Genomic DNA, 21456 nt, shown 5'->3' on the forward strand with positions numbered 1-21456 from the left:
CGGCCATGCGTGCACCCATGGGAGATTTCGACGTCGTCCGCCCCGCGCCCGAGGCTCTCGACCTGCTGGTCGCGCCCGTCGCCGACGCCTTGCGCGGCTGGAGCGGGAGCGTCCCCGCCGAGCAGGTCATCCACGTCGACACCGACCCCCAGTGGGCCGACACCGCCACCTTCGTGGAGCACTACGGCCGGGACATCCTGGAGCAGTCCGCGAACTGCGTGGTCGTCGCGGGCAAGCGCGGCGGCGAGACCTCGTTCGCCGCGTGCCTGGTCCTTTCCACGACCCGGGTGGACGTGAACGGCGTCGTGCGCCGCCAACTCGGCGCGCGCAAGGCTTCGTTCGCGCCGATGGACACGGCGACCGGCGAGACCGGCATGGAGTACGGCGGCATCACCGCCGTCGGCCTGCCCGGCGACTGGCCGCTGCTCGTGGACGCGGCCGTCGTCGACCTGCCGTACGTCCTGATCGGCAGCGGCAGCCGTCGGGGCAAGCTCATCGTGCCGGGCAAGGCGTTCGCCGAGCTGCCGAACGCCGTGGTGCTCGAAGGACTCGGCGTCGCCTGACGCGGGCGGGGCTCAGGCCCCGCACACCCCTTCCTCGCGCAGCCGGGTGATGTCGTCAGGGCCGCGCCCCAGCTCCCCCAGGATCCGCTCGGTGTGCTCGCCCGCGGCCGGTACGGGATCCATGCGCGGTTCCACGCCGCTCAGATTCGCGGGCGGCAACAGGGCCTGAACGGGGGAGGGGCTGCCCGGAATCGCGACATCCCGCCAGCGTTCGCGCTCGGTGAGCGCGGGGTGGTCGAGGAACTCGGCGACCGAATTGACGCCCGCGTTGGCGATGTTGGCCCGGTCGAGCAGCTCCATCGCCTCCTCGCTGCCGAGTCCGGCGAACCGTGCGGAGATGATGGCGTCGAGTTCGTCGCGGTGCGCGACACGGTCCGATCCGGTGGCGAAGCGCGGGTCGTCGGTCAGCTCGGGCCGTCCGACGACCTGCTCGCACAGGGCGGCCCACTCGCGTTCGTTCTGCACGGACAGCAGGACGTCCTTGCCGTCGGACGCGGTGAACGGGCCGTACGGGGCGACGGTCGCGTGCCGGGCGCCGACGCGCGGCGGCTGTGTGCCGCCGTAGCGCGTGTAGTACGCGGGCTGGCCCATCCACTCGGCGAGCGCGTCGAAGAGGGACACGTCCACGGCCGGTGCCCGTCCGGTGGTCGCCCGGGTGAAGAGCGCGGTGAGGATGCCGGTGTAGGCGTACATCCCGCCCGCGATGTCCGCGACCGAGATGCCGGCCCGCACCGCCTCGTCGGGCGTGCCGGTCAGCGAGAGCAACCCGGTCTGGCACTGCACGAGCAGGTCGTACGCCTTCCGGTCCGCCCAGGAGCCGCTGGTGCCGTATCCGGTGAGGGTGCAGGGGAATCAGCGACGGATAGCGGGCCCGGAGAGCGTCCGCGCCGAGGCCGAGGCGCTCTGCCGCGCCGGGCGCGAGGTTCTGCACGAACACGTCGGCGCCCGCGAGGAGTTCGTGCAGGATCGCCACGCCCTCCTCGGACTTGAGATCCAGCGTGAGGGACTCCTTGGAACGGTTGAGCCAGACGAAATAGCTGGCCTGCCCGTGCACGGTGGTGTCGTAACGCCGGGCGAAGTCACCGCCGCCGGGCCGCTCGACCTTGATCACACGCGCGCCGAGATCGGCCAGCTGCCGGGTGGCGAAGGGGGCGGCGACGGCCTGTTCGAGGCTGACGACGGTAATCCCCTCCAGGGGGAGCGGGCCCGCCGGATCGTGGTGCATCGACGCCATGACTGCCTCTCGTTCGCTTCATCCGCTGGTCACGCCTGAGTCTGTACGGTCACATACGAGGTACCGGCACATACATACGAGGTGCCGGACGCGCCGCGGGCCTGCGCCCTCAGTCCTTGTCGCCCACCACCGACTTGGACACGAGCCGACCGTCGGCGAAGCAGATGCGGTAGCCGTCGGCGGACATGAAGCGTGTGCTGTAGTACGTGCAGTCCTGGCCGTGCGGTGTCGCGGGGGCGCCGTCCGGCGGGCCGTCCCTGGTGAAGTCCGGCAGTCGGGACTCCACTTCGTCGCGCGGCTGCCCGGTCGTCAGGCCGTCGTACACCTCCCGGTCGAGGACCGAGAAGACGGAGCTGATCAGGCTGACGGGGATCATCAGGAGCAGGATTCCGGCGAGGACCGCGAGCGGGGCAAGGACCGCCTGGGCGCGCCGCCGTCCGATCTGCCGCCTGGCCTGTTCCAGCTCGCGGGCGGACGTGGTCGGCCGGGGCGGGTTCACGGCACGCGGGGCGGCGCCCGTCGCGGGCAGTTCGGCGGTCACCTCGAAGCCGCCGTCGTCCGTGGGGTCCGCGCGCAGGGTGCCGCCCGCCAGACGCACCCGCTCGTCCAGGCCGACCAGGCCGCTGCCGCTCGACGCGACGCCGGACAGGCCCCCCGCCGGTGCCGCGTCGTTGGCCACCGTCAGGCGCAGCATGTCGCCGTCCCGCACGATCCGGACCCGGACCTTCGCGCCCGCCGCGTGCTTGGCGGCGTTCGTCAGGGACTCCTGGAGCACGCGGTGCACGGCGAGAGCGACCATCGGCGGCAGGTGCTCCGTGTCCCCCGACCGTCGGAGCGTGACCTCGACCCCGGAGGCCCGGGCGCGCTCGACCACGGTGTCCGCGCCCTCGTCCGACGGGGCCCGCGGCGGCACTTCGTCGTCGGCCCGCAGCACGCCGATGATCTCCCGCAGCCGTTCGGTCGCCGCACCCGCGGCTTCGCGCAGCTCGCCGACGGCCGCCTGCTGACGGGCATCGAGCGTGGGGTCGACCTCCAGCACGCCCGCCCGGACCGCGATGAGCGTCAGGTCATGGCCGAGCGAGTCGTGCATGTCGCCCGCGATACGGGCCCGCTCGCGGATGCGGGTGCGGTCCGCGACGGCCTGCTGCTCGTGCTCCATGCGCTCGGCGAGCCGCCAGCCGGTGGCCATCAGATCGGCGTACTGGCGGCGGTAGCGCCCGAGCAGCCAGGGCAGCACCACGCCGATCAGCAGCGTCAGGAGCATCGTGGGCCAGCCCCACAGATCGCTCGACACGGACGTGCACAGCACGAGTCCGACCGCGGCGACCGCCCCGAAGAACCACAGCGCCGGGCGCATCGCCACCATGCGGCTGCCGGCGAGGTATCCGAAGACGGCGAGCGCCGCCCAGTACGCGGGCGTCAGCATCTCCGGGTCCGTCAGGACACTCAGCGCGACCGGCACGGCGAGGGCGGCGAGCGGCCACCGCCTGCCGCACGCCACGGCGCCGCCGAGCAGCGGGACACCCACGGCGGCCACGACCGCGTCGCGTCCGCCGAGACCGAAGACGCCCGAGACCGGCGGTACGCACACCACGAGCCAGAGTCCGATGTCGAGGAGCCGGGAGAACCAGCCGGGTACGCCGCGCATCCGCACAGCATCGCCGATCACCCCTGGCCGGCGCCCCTGCCGAAAGTAGGGGATCGCGCCGGGCGCCGACAGGAGCCGCCGGAGACCCGGGCCGCTCACTCCGCGCCGACGAGCCCCGCCTCGTAAGCGAGGATCGCCGCCTGCACCCGGTTCTTGAAGCCGAGGCGGGCAAGGACCTGACTGACGTACGCCTTCACCGTGCCCTCGACGACATGAAGGCGCCGGGCGATCTCCGCGTTCGACAGGCCTGCGCCCACCAGCGCGAGCACCTCGCGCTCGCGCGCCGTCAGTTCTGCGATGCGGGCCCGCGCGGTGGTCTGCTTTCCGAGTTGCCCCGCGCCGAGGTGGGAGATGACCCGCCGCGCGATCGACGGGGAGAGGTACGCGCCGCCCTCGGCGACGGCCTGCACCCCGGCGATCAGCTCGCGCGGATTGCCGGACTTGAGGAGGAAACCGGCGGCGCCCGAGCCCAGCGCGCTCGCGATGTACTCGTCCTCGGAGAACGTGGTGAGCATCGCCACGGCCGTGCCGGGCGCGACCCGGCCCAGTTCGGCCGCCGCCTGGAGGCCGTCGACGCGCGGCATCCGGATGTCGAGAAGGCAGACGTCGGGGCGGTGGGCCAGTGCGAGGTCGATCGCCTCGCGCCCGTCGCCCGCCTCGGCGACGACCTCGATGCCGTCGGCAGTGCCGAGGATCGCCCGCACCCCGGCCCGGATCATCGCCTCGTCGTCGGCAAGCAGCACTCGGATCATGCGAGCACGCTACCCGGCCTCAGCGACCTGCCGTCCGTGACCTTACGAAAGTCCAGGGCAGGTGCTGACCAACGTCCCCTGTGCCGGGCGCCGCGGCTTCGTAGCGTCCCTCACATCACCGCCTGCGCCCACGAAGGCGCGGGCACCGAGAGGGACTTGGGGAACGATGCTCACACTGCAGAGCCTGACCAAGAGATACGGCGAGAAGACGGCCGTCGACGCGCTGTCCCTGGACGTGGCGCCCGGGAAGATCACCGGCTTCCTCGGGCCGAACGGCGCGGGCAAGTCCACCACCATGCGCATGATCCTCGGCCTCGACCACCCCACGTCGGGTACCGCCCTCATCAAGGGCAGGAGATACGCCGACCACACGCATCCCCTGCGCGAGGTCGGCGCGCTCCTGGACGCCAAGGCGGTACATCCCCGGCGCAGCGCGTACAAGCACCTCCTGGCCATGGCGCGCAGCCACGGCATTCCCGCCCGCCGCGTCGACGAGGTGCTCGACGCCACGGGCCTTGGCGACGTGGCGGACAAGCAGGCCGGTTCCTTCTCGCTGGGCATGGGCCAGCGCCTGGGCATCGCGGGGGCGCTGCTCGGCGACCCCGAGGTGCTGATGCTCGACGAGCCGGTCAACGGGCTCGACCCGGACGGCGTGCTCTGGATCCGCGGCTTCCTGCGGTCGCTCGCCGCGCAGGGCAGGACGGTATTCGTCTCCAGCCATCTGATGAGCGAGATGGAGCTCACCGCCGACCGGCTGATCGTGATCGGCAAGGGACGGCTCATCGCGGACGCGCCGGTGGCGGACATCCTCGCGCGCAGTTCCCGCAACGCGGTTCGCGTGCGCGGGCCCGAGGAACAGGGCCTGCACGCCCTGGCGGGACGGCCCACGACGGAGGCGGACGACGTCCGGTGGGTGTCGGCGAACGAACTTCTTGTGACGGGCCTGCCGCCGGAACGCGTCGGCGATCTGGCCCACGAGACGCACGTACGACTTCATGAGCTGCGCGCCGTCGAGGCGTCACTGGAAGAGGCATACATGGAACTGACCGCAGGCAGTGTCGAGTTCGGGGAGGCCCGGCCGTGAGTACTTCAGTCTCCGAGCAGCGGCGGACCGCCCGCGCCGGGCTTCGCGGGGCCGTGGCCGCGGAGTGGACCAAGCTGTTCTCGCTCCGCTCGACCTGGTACTTCCTGCTCACGGCGGCCGCGGTGATGGGGGCGACGGCCGCGTGCGTCGGCGCGGTCACCCATGACGCGGGAGCGTCGCCCGCCGACCCCGCCACGCTCGCCACCGTCTACGGCGTCGAGTTCGTCGTCGCCGCTCTCGCCATGCTCTGCGTCACCGGCGAGTACGCCACCGGGAGCATCACCCACACCCTCCAGTGCGTGCCGGACCGCGCACGCCTGCTGATCGCCAAGAGCCTCACCGTCGGTGTCGTGGCGTTCGGCGCCGGGATCGTGCTCGCCGTGATCGGGACCCTGGCGGGCGCGGCGGCCCTGGACGAGTCGGCGTTCGACTTCGCACACGTGGCGGGCCAGGTGTTTGCCGTTGCCGTTCACCTGATGCTCATGAGTGTCCTGACCGTCGGCCTCGCGGCCATCGTGCGCAGTTCAGCCGGGACCATCACCGTGCTGTTCGTGCTGCTGCTCATCGTGCCGACGATCCTCCAATCGACTCCCCTCGACTTCCTCACGAACCTGGCGCAGTTCCTGCCTCAGACGGCGGGCACGCAGTTCCTCACGGGCGACGCGGATCTCTACGGTCCCGCCGCCGGACTCCTGCTCCTGGCTGCCTGGACGGCCGCCTCCCTGACCCTGGCCACGGCGGTCCTCAGGCGTCGCGACGCCTGAGCCGCCTCCGCGGCCCGGGGCCGACCCTCCCCGAACGGAGACCGGACCTGTCATGCCCTCGATATCCGCTGCACGCGCCACTCCGGCTGCACCCACCACTCCGGCCGCACCCGCTGCTGCCCCCGCCGCCTCCAGCTCCTACGTCACCTCCATCGCCGACTCCGAAGAACAGATACGGGCCGCGCAGCGACTGCGGTACCGCGTCTTCGGCGAAGAGATGGGCGCCACGCTCCACACCACCCTGCCCGGCCACGACATTGACCCCTACGACGACCTCGCGGACCATCTGATCGTCACCGACACCACCACCGGCGAGGTCGTCGGCACCTACCGTCTGCTGCCGCCGGGACGGGCCGAACGGTCCTACTCGGACGGCGAGTTCGATCTGCTCGCGCTGGAAGAGCTGCGCTCCTCCACGGTCGAGGCGGGCCGCTCCTGCGTCCACCCCGACCACCGCACCGGTGCCGTGATCAACCTGATGTGGTCGGCGCTCGCCCGCTATGTCCTGCTCTCCGGCCACCGCTATCTGGCGGGCTGCGCCTCGGTCCCGCTCGCCGACGGCGGCAAGGCGGCGTCCAGCGCCTGGTTGCTCGGCACCTCCAGGCACGCGTCGCCGCCGGAGCTGCGGGTGCATCCCCGCCGCCCCTGGGCGCCGACCGAGCCGACGGTGGAGCGGCCCTCCTACGCCGACCTGCCGCCACTGCTGAGGGGCTACCTCCGTCTCGGCGCGTGGATGTGCGGGGCGCCCGCGCACGACCCCGAGTTCGACGTCGCCGACTTCTTCGTCCTCCTCGACATGGACCGGCTCGGCGACCGCTACCGCCGCTACTTCCTGGGGGAGACACGATGAACCCCGCGGCAGCCCCCGCCGCCCTGTGCACCCCGGCCTGCGTCACGCGCTCGGCAGCACGGGTGCCGCCGGTCCAACTGGCCCGCCGGTACGCCGCGTTGTCGTACGCGATCGGCCTGGGAGTGGCGCAGGGCGAGCGCCTCGCCGAGCCCCATGCGCTGCGGGCGCGGGCCCGGGCGATCCTGGACGCGCTGGGCGTGGGACTCGAGGAGGCGCCCCGGCGGCTGTCCGCGGACGGCTCCCGCCCCGGCACCCTGATCGTCGCCAACCACATCTCCTGGCTCGACGTCGTCAGCCTGCTCGCCGTCGAGCCGGTGACGGTCCTCGCCAAGCGGGAGGTGGGCCAGTGGCCGGTCATCGGCGCGCTCGCCAGACAAGCAGGTACCCGGTTCATCGACCGCGACGGGCTGCGCCAACTGCCCCGTTCCGTGGCCGAACTGGCCTCCACGCTGCGAGAGGGCCGCTCCGTCCTAGTCTTCCCGCAGGCGACGACCTGGTGCTCCGTGCCCGGCGGCCGGTTCCGCCGGGCCACCTTCCAGGCGGCGGCCGACGCGGGCGCGCCCGTGCGTCCCGTGACGATCCGCTACTACCAGCACGGCACCCGCAGCACCACGGCCGCCTTCCTCGGCGACGAGACCTTCGGTGCCTCGCTGCACCGAGTCGCCGGCGCCCGCGCACTGACCGTGCGGGTCACCGCGCACACCCCGCTGTACGGCTGTGACCGGCGGGAACTGGCCGCCGATGCACAGGCGGCCGTGGGCGCCCACGAGATGCCGGCTCATCTCTGAGCCCTCCGGCCCTCTCACCCTCTAGCTCTCCAGAGCCCTGGCCGGTGTCACCTCGCGGACATGGGCCACGGCGTCGAACCATCCCGCGAGTGAGCTGCCGGACAGGTGATGCGACGCGTCCTCGCGCGCGTCGTAGAAGGGGCCGACGAGTCGGGTCCTCGCGGGGGCGCCGAGCCAGGGATCGACGGGTTCGGGGCGCTGTGCGCGCAGGTCGAGGAAGTACGCGGGCAGTCCGACCGCGCCGAGCACCGCCTCGGCGAAATCCGCGGGCGGGGCCGGGTAGTCCGTGCCGTGGTGGAAGGTGAGCGCGACGGACGCGTAGCCGTCGCCGAAGTGCTCGCGCAGGTGACCGCCCGCGTTGCGGTGGGTCTGGGGCTCGGGAGACGACACCGTGCGGGGATCGCCGACGGCCGTGTGGGCGATGCCGCCCCAGTAGACGGTCTTCTGCCGGGTGCGCTCGTGCCACCGGACGGCGTCGTCGGCCAGGGCCCGCTCGATCTCCGCGAGTCCGGCACCGGGCGGCGCCGACTGGTGGGGGAGCGCGGCCAACTGGACGGGGTCGTGCGGGTTGCGTGCGTTGTGGGCGCGCAGCCAGAGCAGTACGTCGAGGATTTCGCCGGTCCGCCAGAAGGAACGGGCTCCGGAGAGCATCGCCCGGGGATCACCGGCCCCCGTCAGGACATACGAGTCGAGTCCGAGCCGTACGGGGTCGTCCCCTTCGAGGGCGAGCGCACGGAACCCCTGCTCCTCGACCAGGAAGCGCAGCATCCGGTGCTGGAGGACGGACAGTTCGTGTGTCGCGCGCGACGCCACGCCGAGCGCGACGATCTCGGCGCCCGCCACCGCGTCGGCCAGCGGCCGCAGATCGGTCGAATCGGAGTGCGCGTCGGTGGTGTTGAGGGGACGGGCGTGCTGGGTGAGCCAGTCGACTGCCGCTTCGGTCGTCGTTCCTGAGGTCCGGTTCATGGACCCAGGCTCTTTCCTCAAGTTTGGTTGAGGTCAAGTGTGACGCGCGTCCCGGGAACTCGGGGCCGTCCGCGGCCGACTCCTGAAGAGGCGCGGGCGCGAACGCTCCGCGCCGTCGCGTTCACGAGTGTCAGGAGAGCGGCGATGAGCGATCGCCCCCGGCTTGCCCCGCTCTGCGGGTTCCTCGTGCTGCTCGCGGTGGTCTTCGCGGTGTCGTACGGCGTGGGGTCGGCCGTCGGCCCGGACGAGCCCGGCGTGCAGCGGACCGAGCCGGACAAGGAGACGGAGACGGACCCCGGCGCCGGCACCGACACCGGGAGGCACGACATGCATTCGGGCGGGGGCCACCGATAAGTCCTGAAGCTGTTTGAGCGGACCGGGTTCATTTCACGTACCCACCCGTGAAAGAAGTGGCGCGAATGCAAGGATGGCCCCGCCATGACTGCTGGGTGGTGTTCTCGCGCGGTACGGGCTGCGGTGTTCGCGGCCGCCTGTGTGCTGCTCGCTGCCCTGGGGCACGTGCTGATGTCGGGGGCCTCCGTGCCCGGATGGACGCTGGGTGCCGGGGCGATCGGGGTCGGCGGTACCGCGTGGGCGCTCGCCGGGCGCGAGCGGGGGCTGCCCCTCGTCGTCGCCGTGACCGTGGCCGCGCAGGCCGCGCTGCACTCGGGCTTCTCCCTGGCGCAGGCCGCCGCGCAGCCCTCCGGCGGAGTGCCGCTCGTACGGCGGTGGGTGCAGCACATGCTCTGCGCGGCGCCGATGGGTGCCGACGCGACGGGCAGGGGGCAGGGCTCGGTGATGTCCGCGTCGCCGTCGGGGGCTGCCTGGGGGGCCGCCTCGGGGGCGACGCCCATGCCCGCGATGCCTGACATGTCGGCGACGCCCTCGGCGGGGTCCTCCATGGAGCACATGGAACACATGGGCGGCGGCCATGACATGAGCGGCATGTCGCCGACCGGCATGCTCGCCGCCCACCTGCTCGCCGCTCTCCTCTGCGGCCTCTGGCTCGCGCACGGCGAACGCGCGGCCTTCCGTGTCGCGCGTGCCTTCGCCGGGTGGCTCGTCGCCCCGCTGCGGGTTCCCCTCGCGCTGCCCTCGCCCGCCCACCGGCCCCGCATCCGGTTCCGCCGCCACCGTCCGGCGGGCCGGCCGCGGCAGTTGCTTCTCGTGCACGTCATCACTTCTCGGGGTCCGCCCGCCGGGACCGCTGTCGCCTGACAGCTGGTTCCCCGACGCCGTCACCGTGCGCCATGCCGCGCGGCAGGACGGCTCGGGCATCGGCCGTACGCACTCCTGCGCGGCCGTACCCCCCATCACCGGATCGCCGGACGCGTGGTCGCGCCGTCGACGAGACACACAGACGCCTGTGCGCACGGCGTGTCCGGATCCCGGATTCCCGAGAAGGACACCAGGTGATCATTCCTGCCCTGCCCAGCTCACCCGACGAGTCGATAACGGCCTGGGCGCTCGCCGCCCGCGCCGGTGACCCCGAGGCCGTCGAGCACTTCGTACGCGCCCTGCACCGGGACGTCCGCCGGTACGTGACGTACCTGGGCGGCGACCCGCAGGCCGCCGACGACCTGACGCAGGACACGTTCCTGCGGGCGCTCGGCAGCCTGCACCGTTTCGAGGGGCGCTCGTCCGCCCGTACCTGGCTGCTCTCCATCGCCCGGCGCGCGGTGATCGACAGCCTGCGGCACGCCGCGGCCCGGCCCCGCCTCTGTGACACGGACGACTGGCAGTCCGCCGCCGAGCGGGCCCAGCCGAGGGGCCTGCCGGGCTTCGACGACGGCGTGGTCCTCGCCGACCTGCTCGCGACGCTGCCCGACGAGCGGCGTGAGGCCTTCGTCCTCACCCAGCTCCTGGGGCTGCCCTACGCGGAGGCCGCGCTGCTCACCGGCTGCCCGGTGGGCACGGTCCGCTCGCGCGTGGCTCGGGCCCGTGTCTCGCTGATGGAGCGACTGCGGGATGCCGAACGCCCCGCACTCGTGGGGTCCGCGGCCTGACGCCCGCCCCTGGACGGCCGCCCGGCTCCGAGTCGGGCGGCCGTCAGGACCCCGTCAGGGCGCTGAGCTGCTCAGGAGTGAGCCGGTCCTGATCCGCGCAGCGCAAGGCGGCGGTCACGCGCTCCGGAGTCCAGCCCAGTGCGGCGGTCAGACGGTCCTCCGTCAGACGGTCCGCCGAAAGAGACGCGCCCGCGTGCCGCAGCGCCGCCAGTAACGTCAGCGCGTCGTCCACGGCGTCGTGCCCGCCGCCGCCCATGTCGTCGCTGAGGGTCGCGAAGAACTCGCTCATCCGGGCGAGCCGGGCCCCCGCGGGCGTCGCCGCGTCGAGGACGTCGACCCCTCGCTGCGCCGTCTCTGCCCACATGGCGTGCTTCTGGGCGCTCGTCATCCACGCCCGGAGCCAGACGTCGTCGTCGATGACGTACCGCTCGCGGCGGTGACCGGGTTCCCGCACGCGGCGGATCACCTCCAGATCCGCCAGATAGCCCACGGCCTTGGAGACCGACGCGGCACTCACCCGCAGCCGCTGGACCAGGTCCGCGGCGGTGAGGCTGCCGGAGTCGTCGGTGATCAGGCGGGCGAGCACCCGCGCGGCCATGCGAGGTACCCCCGTCCTGACCATGAGCGCCGCGAGCTGCTCGGCGAAATCGCGTACGGCGTCGGGGTGGCGTCCGTAGGCATCGGCGGGTGTGGCCGGATCGTGGCGCGGGATCTTCCCGCGGCGGCGGGCGCGTCGTTCGGTGGCGAGGTGGGCGTGGTCGACGCGGTAGCCCGCGGGCCCGCCGTTGCGGGTCACCTCGCGGCTGACGGTCGACGTCGGCCTGCCGAGCTGCCGGGCGATCTCGGCGTACCCGCGTCCTTCGGCGAGGCCCTCGCCGATGTGCCGGCGGTCCTGATGCGTCAGCCTGCCTCCCGGCATGAGCGCGGCCTCCTTGCGTTCATCGGCAAGTTCATTGCAATGAATCCCCGAAATCCCCTATGGGGGAGGGGTATCACCCCAGTAATTCATTGAAGCCACACTGAACGCAACGTAGCTTCGCCGTCATCTGGACGCATACGGCGAGGAGTTGACGTGACGGCGACGAGCGAGGGGGACGTCGTGCTCGATGTCGAGGGGCTGCGGATGCGCTACGGCACGGCCGACGTGCTGCGCGACGTGACATTCCGGGCGCGGCGCGGCGAGGTGCTTGCCCTGCTCGGACCCAACGGGGCGGGCAAGACCACCACCATCGAGATCATGGAAGGGTTCCGCATGCGTTCGGCGGGCCGTGTCCAGGTGCTCGGCACGGACCCGGCGCTGGGCACGGAGGCATGGCGTGCGCGCATCGGAGTCGTCCTGCAGTCCTGGCGCGACCACGGCAAGTGGCGGGTGCGAGAGCTGCTCGCGCACCTGGGGACGTACTACGCCCCCTACTCCACCGGCGCGCTCCGTCGGCCCCGGGACACCGACGAGCTCATGGCGGCGGTCGGCCTGACCGCGCACGCGGGCAAGAAGGTCAAGACGCTGTCCGGCGGACAGCGGCGCAGGCTGGACGTGGCGATCGGGATCGTGGGCCGCCCGGAACTGTTGTTCCTGGACGAGCCCACCGCGGGCTTCGACCCGGAGGCAAGACAGGAGTTCCACGGACTCGTCCACCGTCTCGCCGCCGATCACGAGACCACGATCCTGCTCACCACGCACGATCTCGACGAGGCGGACAAGCTCGCCGACCGCATCCTGATCCTGTCCGGGGGACGGATCATCGCGGACGGTTCGGCGGCTGACCTGGCGCGGCGCATCGTGGGGGACGACGAGGTGCGCTGGACGTGCGGCGGACGGCACTTCGTGAAGGCGACGGCCGAATCGACGGCGTTCGTCCGCGGGTTGCTGCGCGAGCACGGCGATGCGGTGAGCGAACTGGAGGTCCGCCGGGCCTCGTTGGAGGACACCTACCTGGCGCTCGTACGACGACACGGCGAGGACGGTACGCCGGCCGGGGCCCGGACGCGTGCGGCGGCCGGGAAGGCGGCGGCCCTGTGAACGGGACGGGCGTGGCGCTCCGCGCGGGCTGGTCCCGTGGCCTGATCGAACTGCGGCAGTCGTTCACCAACGGCGGTGACGTGCTGTCGCATCTGCTCTGGCCGGTGCTGATGCTGAGCGTCATGTTCTTCATGCGGGACACGGCGTTCGGCACGAGCGGACTCCTGCTCGGCACCCTCGCCCTGCCGAGCATCCTGGGCATGAACGCGGCGATGGGCATGGTCAGCATGAGCCAGGCGCTCACCGCCGAACGCGAGGACGGCACCCTGCTGCGCGCCAAGGCGACGCCGAACGGGATGCCGGGTTACCTCATCGGCAAGGTCGTCTCGGTGGCGGGCGGCCTGCTCGCCGACCTCGCGATCCTGCTGGTCCCCGGCATCTTCATCGTGGGCGGTCTCGCGATCGGCGGCCCCGGCTCCTGGCTGACGCTGATCTGGGTCCTCGCCCTCGGCATGGTCGCGACCCTGCCGATCGGCGCGATCCTCGGCTCGGTGTTCACCAGCGCGCGCAGCCAGGGACTGATCCAGCTGCCGGTCCTCGGCATGATCGCGATCTCCGGCATCTTCTACCCGGTCACCGCGATGCCCAACTGGCTGCAGTGGGCCGCCCAGGCGTTCCCCGTCTACTGGCTCGGCCTCGGCATGCGCTCGGCCCTGCTGCCGGACAGCGCGGCCGCCATCGAGATCGCCGGCTCCTGGCGACCCTGGGAGACGGCCGGTGTCCTCGGCGCATGGGCCGTACTCGGCCTGCTCGTGGCCCCGGTCGTACTGCGCCGCATGGCACGCAGGGAGTCGGGCTCCAGTGTGGCGATGCGCCGGGAGAGGGCGCTGCGGAGGGTGGGTTGAGGTGTCCCGCGCGCCGTAAGACTCGGGCTCGCTCCGGTCGGAGGCCCAGACGGCCTCGTCGATCAGCCAGAGCGGCACCTGCGCGGCAGCGGGGCCAAGCAGGACGCGTCCGTCGACGGTGATCTCCTCGAAGTACGGGCGCAGCGTGCGGGCGAAGAACTCCGGGCTCACGTGGCTGACCACCATGTCGATGGAGGTCACCATCGTCTCCACGTGCGTCGTCAGCTCGTCGGTGAGCCGTGCGAACTTGGGGTCCTCCAGCGGCATTTCACTGAGCGTGGAAGACAGTTCGAGTCCCGCGCGAAGGTGCGGGAAGACCATGCGCACGGATTCCTGGAGGTACGCCTCCTGGATGTCGCCGGTGTACATCCGCTGCCGGTCGCCGACCGGGTTCCAGGTGCAGTAGTGGTGCACGGTGTCGCGGGGCACCATGTCGGTGCGGCGGCCGAGTTCGTGCAGGACGGGCAGGGCTTCGGGGACGAGGTCCAGGGGCTCCGCCTCGTGCCGCCTGATCGAGCCGAGGAACATCCCCAGGTCCCGCATCGCCGCCACGCACTCCTCGGTGGAGAAGGCGTCGACGCGCTCCACAGCCGGGGTGAGGGCGCGCAGGGCGGCGGTCATGGCGGGCAGGTCCGCCTGCGCGTTCTGCCGACGGAGAGTGAAGCAGGCGAGGTCGGCGGCCAGCGGGTCGAGCTCCTGGATGGCCGCCACGCGTATGGGGTTGCCGAGGTCGAGGTCGGTCGGTGACTTCATCGGTTTTCTCCATGGGAAGGTGCAGCCCGTGGCAGGGCTGGAAAGGGGGAAGGTGCGGAAAGGACGCGCGCTCCGTACGTCGTCGGGCGGTGCGGGCGCGTCGGGAACGTGGTCGGCGCTGCGCCTCAGAGCGGGTGGGCGCCGGCGTTCCAGGGGTGCCGGGGCAGCGGGACCACCGCGCCGGGACCGGCGGGGAAACACTCCGCCGGGTCGCCGGGCGAGCCCGCGTCCGTACACGCGCCGTCGACGCGGAGCGCCGTCAGCGCGCGGTGGAATTCGTCGTGGGTGCTGCCGTGCACAGTGAGCCGACGGGCGTGCGGGGTGCGCCGGGCGAAGGAGGTCCAGCAGATGTCCCGTGCCAAGTGCGCGCGCCCCCGGCCGTCCGGGGCGAGGTGGTCGACGTACGCCCGTACGAGCAGGGAGAGTCCGCGCTCGGTGGGCGCCGACAGGCGCAGGGGCCAGGGGCCGTCGCCGCCGGGCCTCTCGGATGCCGCGGTCGGGGCCTCGGCCAGGATCACGTGGGCGTTCGCGCCGGAGATGCTCTGGCCGTTGACCGCGACGAGGGCGGGCCGCCCGTCCACCGGAAGCGGTTCGTTCGCGGTGGGGACCACGAGAGGGACCCCCGCCCAGTCGACCCGGGGGGACGGCGTTTGAAAGTGCAGGCTCGGCGGCGCCGTGCGGTGCTCCAGGCACAGGACTGCCTTGATGAGTCCGGCCACTCCGGCGGCCGCCTCGCAGTGCCCGATGTTCGTCTTGACCGAGCCGACGAGCAAACGCAGTCCGGGGGAACGCCCTTCGCCGTGCACGTCGTTGAGGGCCCCGAGTTCCACCGGGTCGATGCGGGTTCCCGTGCCGTGGGCCTCGACGTAGCCGACCTCGTGCGGGGAGGTGCCCGCGTCCTCGTGGGCCCAGCGCATGGCCAGCCGCTGGCCGGTCTGCGAAGGGTCGGTCACATGCTCCTTGGCGGCCCCGTCGTTGCTGATGGCGCTGCCGCGCAGGATGGCCCGGATCCGGTCGCCGTCGGCCAGGGCCCGCTCCAGCGGTTTGAGTACGACGATGCCCGCGCCGTCGGACCGTACGAAACCGTTCGCCCGGGCGTCGCCGAAGCGGCAGGCTCCGTCGGGCGACAGGACGCCCGCCCGGGCGAACAGGCCGGTGACGGCCGGGGAGAGCGCGGCGTTGACCCCGCCCGCCAGGGCGAGCGTCGCCTCGCCGCTGCGCAGGGCGGCGCAGGCCAGGTGGACGGCCGCGAGCGAGGATGCCTGTCCGGTGTCGACGGTCAGGCTGGCGCCGTGCCAGCCGAAGAAGTGCGAGAGCCGTCCCGAGAGCAGCGCCCGCTGCTCGGTGCCGGCCAGCCGGGCCAGCGCGTCGGACGCCTCCTGTGCGGGCTCCGTCGCGCGCAGCCGCTCCCAGTGGTCGGCGTGGCTCTGTCCGAGGAACACGGCGGTACGGGTTCCGGAGAGTGCGGCCGGGACGAGACCGGCGTCCTCCAGGGCCTCCCAGGCGACGACGAGCGCCAACCGCTGCTGGGGGTCCATCGCCGGTACGTCCTCGGGGGGAATCCCGAAGAAGGCGGCGTCGAACGCGTCGGGGTCTTCGAGGCCGTCGAGGAAACCGCCCCGTACCGCCGCATCCCCTTCGCGCATCTTCGGCAACGCCGTCGTGGCGTCGCCGCCGCTGGTCAGCAGGTCCCAGAGCTCCTCGGGACCGCGTGCTCCGGGCAGTCGGCATCCGATGCCGACCACGGCGATCGGGATGCTGGATCTGCGACGGGCCTTACCGTCCTGGTCACGGATGTTTGCCACTTGCTCCCCCCGTTCCTTCTGCATGCGTGCGCTGCGTGCGCTGCGTGCGCCGGGGAAGCCGCCCCTCCCCAGGGCGGCTCCCCGACAGCCCGTCAGCCGGCGGCCCCGGCCCAGTGGTCCCAGGGCTGCGACTTGATCCACTCGACGGCCGGGGTGAGCTTGATGCCCAGCTCCCGCTCCGTCCGGGCCGGGTCGGCGGCCAGCAGGCCGGGGGCCTCGCCGGTGCTCACGTGGTGGTAGATCCCGGCGACTCCCGCGGCGGCCGGCGCGCCCACGACGTGGGCGAGCCCGTCCTCGAACTGCTGGACGTCCAGCGGGAGGTAGGCCACGTCCCGGCCAAGCGCCTCGGCGAACGCCCGGGCCAGCTCGGGTCCGGTGACGACGTCCGCGCCGCCGACGTTCAGCACCCGGCCCACCAGCGCGTCGTTCTCCAGCGCGGCGGCGACGACCCGCGCGAGGTCGTCGTGCGACATCCAGGCCACCCGCTGGTCCGCGGGGAGCGGGTAGGCGAGCACGCCGTCGTTGACAAGCGCGGGCCCGTTCCAGGGGCTGAAGAGGTTGTCGAGGTAGACGGGCGGGCGCACGACCACCGTGGGCACGCCGCTTGCCGTGATGACGCCCTCGGCGGCCCGCCGGGTCTCGAAGGCGGCGTACTCGGTCGTCGCGTCGGGCAGCGCGGTGTTGGTGTTGAACACCAGCCGCTGGACGCCGGCCTTCCGGGCCGCGTCGGCGACGTTGCGCGCGTAGGAGAGCACGGTGTCCGTGTCGTACTCCAGGGGGATGGTCACCACGGCGTGGGTGACGCCCTCGAAGGCGTTGAGGACCTCGTCGGCGTTACCCAGGTCGGCGCCGACCAGGGTTACTCCGGCGGGCGCGGGCCGGTCCGCCTTCGCGGGGTTGCGGACCAGGCCGATCACCTCGGCCCCCCGGGCGGCGAGGTGCCGTGCGACGGCCCCGCCCTGGAAGCCGGTGGCTCCCGTCACCAGGTAGCGCCGGGTGTTGTTGTCGGGCATGCGGATTTTCCTTCCGGTTGTACGGGGGTCTCTCAGCGGTTGGCCGGAGCGGTGTCCGCGACGGCGCTGCCGCTCGCCGCGGGAGGTGCGGGGATACGGAGGCGGGCCGCGACCGGCACCGCGATCACGGCGATCACCGCGCCGGCGAGAAAGGCCGCTCCGATGCCCTCGGTGAGGGCTGCGGCGCCGTCCGCGCCCACCGCCGGGGTGCGGGCCGCCGCGATTCCGGAAAGGGCCGCGAGGCCGATCACGGAGCCGAACTGGAGGCTGGTGTTGACCAGCCCTGAGGCGAGCCCCGCCTCGTCGTCGCCGGTGCCCGCGGTGGCGGCGACCTGGGTGGTGATGGAGGCCAGCGGCAGCGCGACGCCCAGCAGCAGGCTGGGGAACAACACCTCGCTGACGAACGACCCGGTGGCCGAGAGCCGGGACAGCCAGGCCATGCCGACGGCGATCAGCACGAACCCGGCGCACATCACGGTGCGCAGCCCGAACCGTCCGATCAGCCGGTCCGCGCCGCCCGCGACCAGGACCACCGTGAGGGACAGCGGCAGCAGGCCGAGGCCGCCGCCGACCGCGTCGTACCCCAGAACGTTCTGCAGGTAGAGGCTCACCAGGAAGAACATCGGGAACAGCGACATCTGCCACATCGCGGACAGGACGTTCGCCGAGCGCAGGGTGCGGCGCTTGAAGACGTCCAGCGGCACCAGGGGTGCGGCCGCCTTGCGCTCGATCAGCACGAAGGCAACCAGCAGCACCACGGCCCCGGCGGCGGTGCCGAGGGTCTGCGGCGCGTTCCAGCCCGCCTCTCCGGCGCTGACCACGGCGTACGCGAGGAGCGCGAGCCCTCCGGTCACCGTGACCGCTCCGGGCAGGTCGATGCCGCGTCCGTCGCGTTCCGCACGTCCTTCGGGCAGCAGCCGGAATGCCGGGATCATCAGGATCAGCCCGGCGACGACGTTCATCGCGAACGTCGACTCCCAGCCGAACCAGCTGGTCAGCACGCCGCCCAGCACGGTGCCCGCCGCTCCTCCGGCGCCGGCCATCGCCGCGAAGACGCCGAGCGCCCGGTGTCTTGCCGGCCCCTCCTCGAACAGCATCAGCAGCAGGGCCAGCGCGGATGCCGCCGCCATCGCCGCTCCGACGCCCTGCAGCGTGCGCGCCGCGATGAGCAGCGCGGCGCTGTTGGCGAAGGTGCCGAACAGGGAGGCGAGGATCAGGACCGCGAGGCCCGACACGAACACCCTGCGCCGCCCGAGCAGGTCGGCCACCCGCCCGCTGAGGAGCAGCAGGCCGCCGAAGGAGACCAGGTAGGCGTTGGCCACCCAGGACAGGGCCGCCGGTGAGATGTCGAGCTCTCGGCCCATGGAGGGGGCCGCGACGTTGATCACCGAGGTGTCCAGGATCAGTACGAACTGGGTGCCCGCCAGCAGCGCCAGCGCCCAGCCGCTCTTAGCGGCCGCCATGGAGGACCGCCCCTGTCCCCGGGCCTTCGCCCAGCTCGTACCCGTCGAGGCAGGACTGGGTGAACGCCTCGAGCAGGTCAGGACGGCCGTCCCTGACGATGCCCGGCAGGTAGACGTGCGGGGCGCCGTGGTAGAAGCGCTCGTACTGCTCGTGGCGGCTGGCGAACTCCGAACCCAGCGCGTCCCAGGCCAGCTTCAGGAGCTTTATCCGCTGCTCGGCCGGGGTGCCGGGCGAGCGCACGTACTTGGCGACGAGCCGTCCGAGTTCCGGGTGGTTGAGGTCGTAGCCGGAGGCCGGGATCTGGATGAGGCCGCCGCCGGCGAGCATCTTGAGCTCGGCCAGGACCTTGGGGTACAGGTCGCCCGCCATGGCCCGGTGCGCGGAAGCGATCTCGCGGCTGATGTGCACGGCGCCGTCAGCGGCACCGCCGACCCGCTCGTACTCGGACTCGGCCGCGAGCACCATCGACTTGGCGATGTTCAGCCAGCCGATGAGGCGGCCGATCTGCATCTGGACCGGCGGCAGCTGGTAGGTGTTGTTCGACTTGGCCAGCAGGATCGCGAGTCCGGTGAGGAACTCCAGCTTGGTCCAGTAGCGGACGGACGCCTGGTGCACGAAGTTGGTGTACGCGGGGGTGCCCCACCACATCTGGAAGGTGGCGTCCACGTTCCGGTAGGTGAGCACGTTCTCCCACGGCACGAACACGTCGTCGCACACCAGCAGCGCGTCGTTCTCGTCGAAGCGCGAGGAGAGCGGGTTGTCGAAGACGCTGCGCGCCCCGGCCTCGTACGAGGTGCGGGAGATGAACTTCAGTCCCGGGGTGTCGATGGGCACGGAGAAGCACAGGGCGTAGTCGACGTCCTGCGGGGCGAGCGGTTCGATGGTGCCGACGATGACCTCGTCGCCGAATACCGCCGCGGTGCCGATCATCTTGGCACCCCGGACAACGATGCCGTCGTCGCGCTCCTTGACCACGCGCACGTACAGGTCGTCCTCCTCCTGCTCGGAGGCGGACCTGGTGCGGTCGATCTGCGGGTTCGTGATGGTGAACGCCTGGTACAGGCTGCCCTCGGCCATCCGCCGGTAGTACGCGGCCAGGTTGCCCCGGCCGTCGAACTCGCCCCCGGCGAACACCTCGGGGGCGGACACGAATCCGGCGATGCCGGTGGCCATGTAGTCGGGCGAGCGGCCGAGGAAGCCGTAACTGGCCTCGGACCAGATCTTGAACGCCTTGCGGCGCTCCACCAGTTCGGCGTGGGTGCGCGGTACGTGGTACGCGCGCAGGACGGGCTCCTCGGCGCCCTCCGGCAGCACCGTGAGCACGTCGCGCGCCGGGCCTTTCGCCGCGGAGTCGTAGAGGTCCGCGATGGAGCGGGCGGTGGTGCGGAAGGCCGGGTGTTCGGTGATGTCCTTGACCAGCTCTCCGTCGAGCCAGACGGCACGGCCGTCACGCAAGGAGGCGAGGTAGTCCTGGCCGGTGCGGGGCATTTCTCTCCTGGGAATACGGTGGGTGAAGGTGCTGCGGTCGCGCTGCGGATGCAAGGAAAAGCGCTGGGCGCCCACGGGGGCGGACTGCTTCAGCCGGATACCTCGGCGGGCATCGGAAGTGCCGGAATCCCGTACGGAGTAGGGGAGTTGACCGATTTCGTGTCCGTGCCGGCGGCGCGGGCGTAGGCGTCCGCGATCTCCGCCAGTTCCTGCCGCGGCAGTACGTCCCCGGGGCGCGCGAAACCGTCGGGTGCCCGCTCGCAGGCGAGGTCGATGACGATTTCCGGGCCCTTGGCCCGGTTCATCAGCTGCAGCCGGTTCATGGCGGGCCGCCGGTCGCGGTCGTACGCCTGGAGCGCGCGCACCGGGTCGGCGTGCAGGGCCAGTGCGTGGGCCAGGGTGCGCGCGTCGACCACCGCCTGTGTGGTGGCGTTGGAGCCCATGGGCGCCATCGCGTGGGCGGCGTCGCCGAGCAGGGTGACCGGCCCGAAGGACCAGCGCGGCAACGGGTCGCGGTCCATCATGGGGAACTCCTGCGCCGGTTCCGCTCCGCCCAGGACGTCGCGGAGCACGAGGTCCTCGCAGCGCCAGTCGGCGAACCGGGGCAGGAAGCGGTCGCGAACCCTCTCCGGTCGCTCGTCGAGGTCACCGGTGTACGAGGCGGCCCAGTTGACCGGCACGAGGCCCGAGGCGTCGGGCCGGTCGGACAGCGGGTAGACGACGGCCTTCCAGCGGCCGTCGCCCATCACCACCATCGAGCGTCCGCCCATGAACGGGCGGCCACGGGTCACGCCGCGCCACACCACCACGCCCCGGGCGCGGGGCGCGCCCTCCTGCGGGTAGAGCGCGCCGCGCACGGCGGAGCGGATGCCGTCCGCGCCGACCAGGACGTCGGCCTCGGCCGTGCTCACCGCGTCGCCGTGTGCACGGTGGGTCAGGTCCACCCGTACCCGGCCGGAATCCAGCACGGTGAGGCCGGCGAGCCTTGCGTCGGTGCGGATGGCGTCGGCACCCAGTCGCTCCGCCACCCGGTCCGCCAGGAGTTCCTGCAAGGCGCCGCGTGTGAGGGCGAGTTGGGGCCAGTGGTGTCCGGCGGTGCGGCCGCGCGCCTCGCTCCACACGGTCTGGCCGCGGTGGTTGTAGTAGCCGAGCCGCTCCAACGGGACAGCCCTGTCCAGCAGTTCGTCGTAGAGTCCGAGGGCGGCAAGTTCCCGTACCGCGTTCGGCAGCAGGTTGACTCCGGCGCCCAACGGGCGTATTTCCGGAGCTGCTTCGACCAGGCGCACGTCTTCGCATCCTGCGGCATGCAGGCTCAGCGCAGCGGCCAGCCCGCCGATGCCGGCGCCCGCGATCAGGATGTTCATAGCCCGTTCCCCCGTGGCTCTTTTAAGGGCCGCCCCCCGTGGCCGGGCC

Annotated in this window: 19 protein-coding genes and 2 pseudogenes; 10 read left to right on the top strand and 11 right to left on the bottom strand. The window is 72.3% G+C overall.

Annotation, left to right across the window (positions count from 1 at the left end; all coding sequences use genetic code 11):
* The first annotated feature begins 5 nt into the window (after positions 1-5).
* The gene (locus ACWFR3_RS10920) at positions 6-563 is read left to right on the top strand and encodes a YbaK/EbsC family protein (RefSeq protein WP_453734246.1); all 558 of its coding nucleotides are present in this window, start codon (positions 6-8) and stop codon (positions 561-563) included.
* 12 nt (positions 564-575) lie between these two features.
* Here the strand turns inward: ACWFR3_RS10920 and ACWFR3_RS10925 are convergent.
* The 3 genes and pseudogenes from ACWFR3_RS10925 to ACWFR3_RS10935 all read right to left on the bottom strand — a co-directional run bounded on the left by ACWFR3_RS10925 (position 576) and on the right by ACWFR3_RS10935 (position 4197).
* Positions 576-1788: pseudogene (locus ACWFR3_RS10925) on the bottom strand (CaiB/BaiF CoA transferase family protein).
* Between the two features lie 118 nt (positions 1789-1906).
* Entirely contained in the window at positions 1907-3445 is a 1539-nt protein-coding gene (locus ACWFR3_RS10930) for a sensor histidine kinase (protein ID WP_453734247.1), read from the bottom strand.
* A 95-nt stretch (positions 3446-3540) separates the two neighbouring features.
* Positions 3541-4197 carry a response regulator gene (locus ACWFR3_RS10935; RefSeq protein WP_453734248.1) on the bottom strand — a complete coding sequence of 219 codons (657 nt, stop codon included), beginning with the start codon at positions 4195-4197 and terminating at the stop codon, positions 3541-3543.
* Positions 4198-4363: 166 nt separating this feature from the next.
* Between ACWFR3_RS10935 and ACWFR3_RS10940 the strand changes: the two genes are divergently transcribed.
* From ACWFR3_RS10940 to ACWFR3_RS10955, 4 genes are read left to right on the top strand one after another with little or no spacing between them, the layout of a single operon-like run.
* Positions 4364-5281 (top strand): ABC transporter ATP-binding protein, encoded by a 918-nt coding sequence (locus ACWFR3_RS10940; protein WP_453734249.1) that lies wholly within the window; start codon positions 4364-4366, stop codon positions 5279-5281.
* Complete coding sequence (locus tag ACWFR3_RS10945) at positions 5278-6045, top strand: ABC transporter permease (protein WP_453734250.1); 768 nt, start codon at positions 5278-5280, stop codon at positions 6043-6045. The genes ACWFR3_RS10940 and ACWFR3_RS10945 overlap by 4 nt, the downstream gene beginning before the upstream one ends.
* A 52-nt stretch (positions 6046-6097) precedes the next feature.
* Entirely contained in the window at positions 6098-6895 is a 798-nt protein-coding gene (locus ACWFR3_RS10950) for a GNAT family N-acetyltransferase (RefSeq protein ID WP_453734251.1), read from the top strand.
* On the top strand, positions 6892-7683 hold the full coding sequence (locus tag ACWFR3_RS10955) for a lysophospholipid acyltransferase family protein (RefSeq protein ID WP_453734252.1): 792 nt from the start codon (positions 6892-6894) through the stop codon (positions 7681-7683). The genes ACWFR3_RS10950 and ACWFR3_RS10955 overlap by 4 nt, the downstream gene beginning before the upstream one ends.
* Before the next feature lie 21 nt (positions 7684-7704).
* On the opposite strand, the gene ACWFR3_RS10960 is transcribed toward ACWFR3_RS10955, so the two are convergent.
* A complete protein-coding gene (locus tag ACWFR3_RS10960; protein ID WP_453734253.1) occupies positions 7705-8649 on the bottom strand; it encodes an erythromycin esterase family protein in 945 nt (314 codons plus the stop codon).
* A gap of 144 nt (positions 8650-8793) precedes the next feature.
* Here ACWFR3_RS10960 and ACWFR3_RS10965 point away from each other — a divergent pair, with 144 nt between their 5' ends.
* The 3 genes from ACWFR3_RS10965 to ACWFR3_RS10975 all read left to right on the top strand — a co-directional run bounded on the left by ACWFR3_RS10965 (position 8794) and on the right by ACWFR3_RS10975 (position 10655).
* Positions 8794-9003 carry a hypothetical protein gene (locus ACWFR3_RS10965; RefSeq protein ID WP_453734254.1) on the top strand — a complete coding sequence of 70 codons (210 nt, stop codon included), beginning with the start codon at positions 8794-8796 and terminating at the stop codon, positions 9001-9003.
* An 84-nt stretch (positions 9004-9087) separates the two neighbouring features.
* Positions 9088-9867 carry a hypothetical protein gene (locus tag ACWFR3_RS10970; protein WP_453734255.1) on the top strand — a complete coding sequence of 260 codons (780 nt, stop codon included), beginning with the start codon at positions 9088-9090 and terminating at the stop codon, positions 9865-9867.
* 194 nt (positions 9868-10061) lie between these two features.
* Positions 10062-10655 carry a sigma-70 family RNA polymerase sigma factor gene (locus ACWFR3_RS10975; RefSeq protein ID WP_453734256.1) on the top strand — a complete coding sequence of 198 codons (594 nt, stop codon included), beginning with the start codon at positions 10062-10064 and terminating at the stop codon, positions 10653-10655.
* Between the two features lie 43 nt (positions 10656-10698).
* On the opposite strand, the gene ACWFR3_RS10980 is transcribed toward ACWFR3_RS10975, so the two are convergent.
* Positions 10699-11574: a helix-turn-helix domain-containing protein gene (locus ACWFR3_RS10980; protein ID WP_453734257.1), complete on the bottom strand. Its 876-nt coding sequence runs from the start codon at positions 11572-11574 to the stop codon at positions 10699-10701.
* Positions 11575-11778: 204 nt separating this feature from the next.
* Between ACWFR3_RS10980 and ACWFR3_RS10985 the strand changes: the two genes are divergently transcribed.
* Positions 11779-12675, top strand: a complete 897-nt coding sequence (locus ACWFR3_RS10985; protein WP_453734355.1) for an ABC transporter ATP-binding protein — start codon at positions 11779-11781, stop codon at positions 12673-12675.
* Entirely contained in the window at positions 12672-13520 is an 849-nt protein-coding gene (locus ACWFR3_RS10990; protein ID WP_453734258.1) for an ABC transporter permease, read from the top strand. The genes ACWFR3_RS10985 and ACWFR3_RS10990 overlap by 4 nt, the downstream gene beginning before the upstream one ends.
* An 81-nt stretch (positions 13521-13601) precedes the next feature.
* Here ACWFR3_RS10990 and ACWFR3_RS10995 read toward each other — a convergent pair.
* The 6 genes and pseudogenes from ACWFR3_RS10995 to ACWFR3_RS11020 all read right to left on the bottom strand — a co-directional run.
* Positions 13602-14273, bottom strand: a pseudogene (locus tag ACWFR3_RS10995) (monodechloroaminopyrrolnitrin synthase PrnB family protein); the annotation flags it as partial.
* A 125-nt stretch (positions 14274-14398) separates the two neighbouring features.
* On the bottom strand, positions 14399-16078 hold the full coding sequence (locus ACWFR3_RS11000; protein ID WP_453734259.1) for a beta-ketoacyl [acyl carrier protein] synthase domain-containing protein: 1680 nt from the start codon (positions 16076-16078) through the stop codon (positions 14399-14401).
* A 92-nt stretch (positions 16079-16170) separates the two neighbouring features.
* Entirely contained in the window at positions 16171-17091 is a 921-nt protein-coding gene (locus ACWFR3_RS11005; RefSeq protein WP_453734260.1) for an SDR family oxidoreductase, read from the bottom strand.
* Positions 17092-17123: 32 nt separating this feature from the next.
* Positions 17124-18554 (bottom strand): MFS transporter, encoded by a 1431-nt coding sequence (locus ACWFR3_RS11010; RefSeq protein WP_453734261.1) that lies wholly within the window; start codon positions 18552-18554, stop codon positions 17124-17126.
* On the bottom strand, positions 18541-20043 hold the full coding sequence (locus tag ACWFR3_RS11015; protein WP_453734262.1) for a 4-hydroxyphenylacetate 3-hydroxylase family protein: 1503 nt from the start codon (positions 20041-20043) through the stop codon (positions 18541-18543). Before ACWFR3_RS11015 ends, ACWFR3_RS11010 begins: the two co-directional genes overlap by 14 nt.
* A gap of 89 nt (positions 20044-20132) precedes the next feature.
* Positions 20133-21407: an FAD-dependent monooxygenase gene (locus ACWFR3_RS11020; RefSeq protein WP_453734263.1), complete on the bottom strand. Its 1275-nt coding sequence runs from the start codon at positions 21405-21407 to the stop codon at positions 20133-20135.
* Positions 21408-21456 lie beyond the last annotated feature (49 nt).

It is taken from the genome of Streptomyces sp. NPDC055189 (assembly GCF_053606765.1).

Bases quoted from the DNA above. Each gene is read 5' to 3' on its own strand.
- ACWFR3_RS10920 (WP_453734246.1), top strand. From the start codon at position 6: ATGCGTGCACCCATGGGAGATTTCGACGTCGTCCGCCCCGCGCCCGAG.
- ACWFR3_RS10930 (WP_453734247.1), bottom strand. From the start codon at position 3,445: ATGCGCGGCGTACCCGGCTGGTTCTCCCGGCTCCTCGACATCGGACTC.
- ACWFR3_RS10935 (WP_453734248.1), bottom strand. From the start codon at position 4,197: ATGATCCGAGTGCTGCTTGCCGACGACGAGGCGATGATCCGGGCCGGG.
- ACWFR3_RS10940 (WP_453734249.1), top strand. From the start codon at position 4,364: ATGCTCACACTGCAGAGCCTGACCAAGAGATACGGCGAGAAGACGGCC.
- ACWFR3_RS10950 (WP_453734251.1), top strand. From the start codon at position 6,098: ATGCCCTCGATATCCGCTGCACGCGCCACTCCGGCTGCACCCACCACT.
- ACWFR3_RS10955 (WP_453734252.1), top strand. From the start codon at position 6,892: ATGAACCCCGCGGCAGCCCCCGCCGCCCTGTGCACCCCGGCCTGCGTC.
- ACWFR3_RS10960 (WP_453734253.1), bottom strand. From the start codon at position 8,649: ATGAACCGGACCTCAGGAACGACGACCGAAGCGGCAGTCGACTGGCTC.
- ACWFR3_RS10965 (WP_453734254.1), top strand. From the start codon at position 8,794: ATGAGCGATCGCCCCCGGCTTGCCCCGCTCTGCGGGTTCCTCGTGCTG.
- ACWFR3_RS10970 (WP_453734255.1), top strand. From the start codon at position 9,088: ATGACTGCTGGGTGGTGTTCTCGCGCGGTACGGGCTGCGGTGTTCGCG.
- ACWFR3_RS10980 (WP_453734257.1), bottom strand. From the start codon at position 11,574: ATGCCGGGAGGCAGGCTGACGCATCAGGACCGCCGGCACATCGGCGAG.
- ACWFR3_RS10985 (WP_453734355.1), top strand. From the start codon at position 11,779: ATGCGCTACGGCACGGCCGACGTGCTGCGCGACGTGACATTCCGGGCG.
- ACWFR3_RS11005 (WP_453734260.1), bottom strand. From the start codon at position 17,091: ATGCCCGACAACAACACCCGGCGCTACCTGGTGACGGGAGCCACCGGC.
- ACWFR3_RS11010 (WP_453734261.1), bottom strand. From the start codon at position 18,554: ATGGCGGCCGCTAAGAGCGGCTGGGCGCTGGCGCTGCTGGCGGGCACC.
- ACWFR3_RS11015 (WP_453734262.1), bottom strand. From the start codon at position 20,043: ATGCCCCGCACCGGCCAGGACTACCTCGCCTCCTTGCGTGACGGCCGT.
- ACWFR3_RS11020 (WP_453734263.1), bottom strand. From the start codon at position 21,407: ATGAACATCCTGATCGCGGGCGCCGGCATCGGCGGGCTGGCCGCTGCG.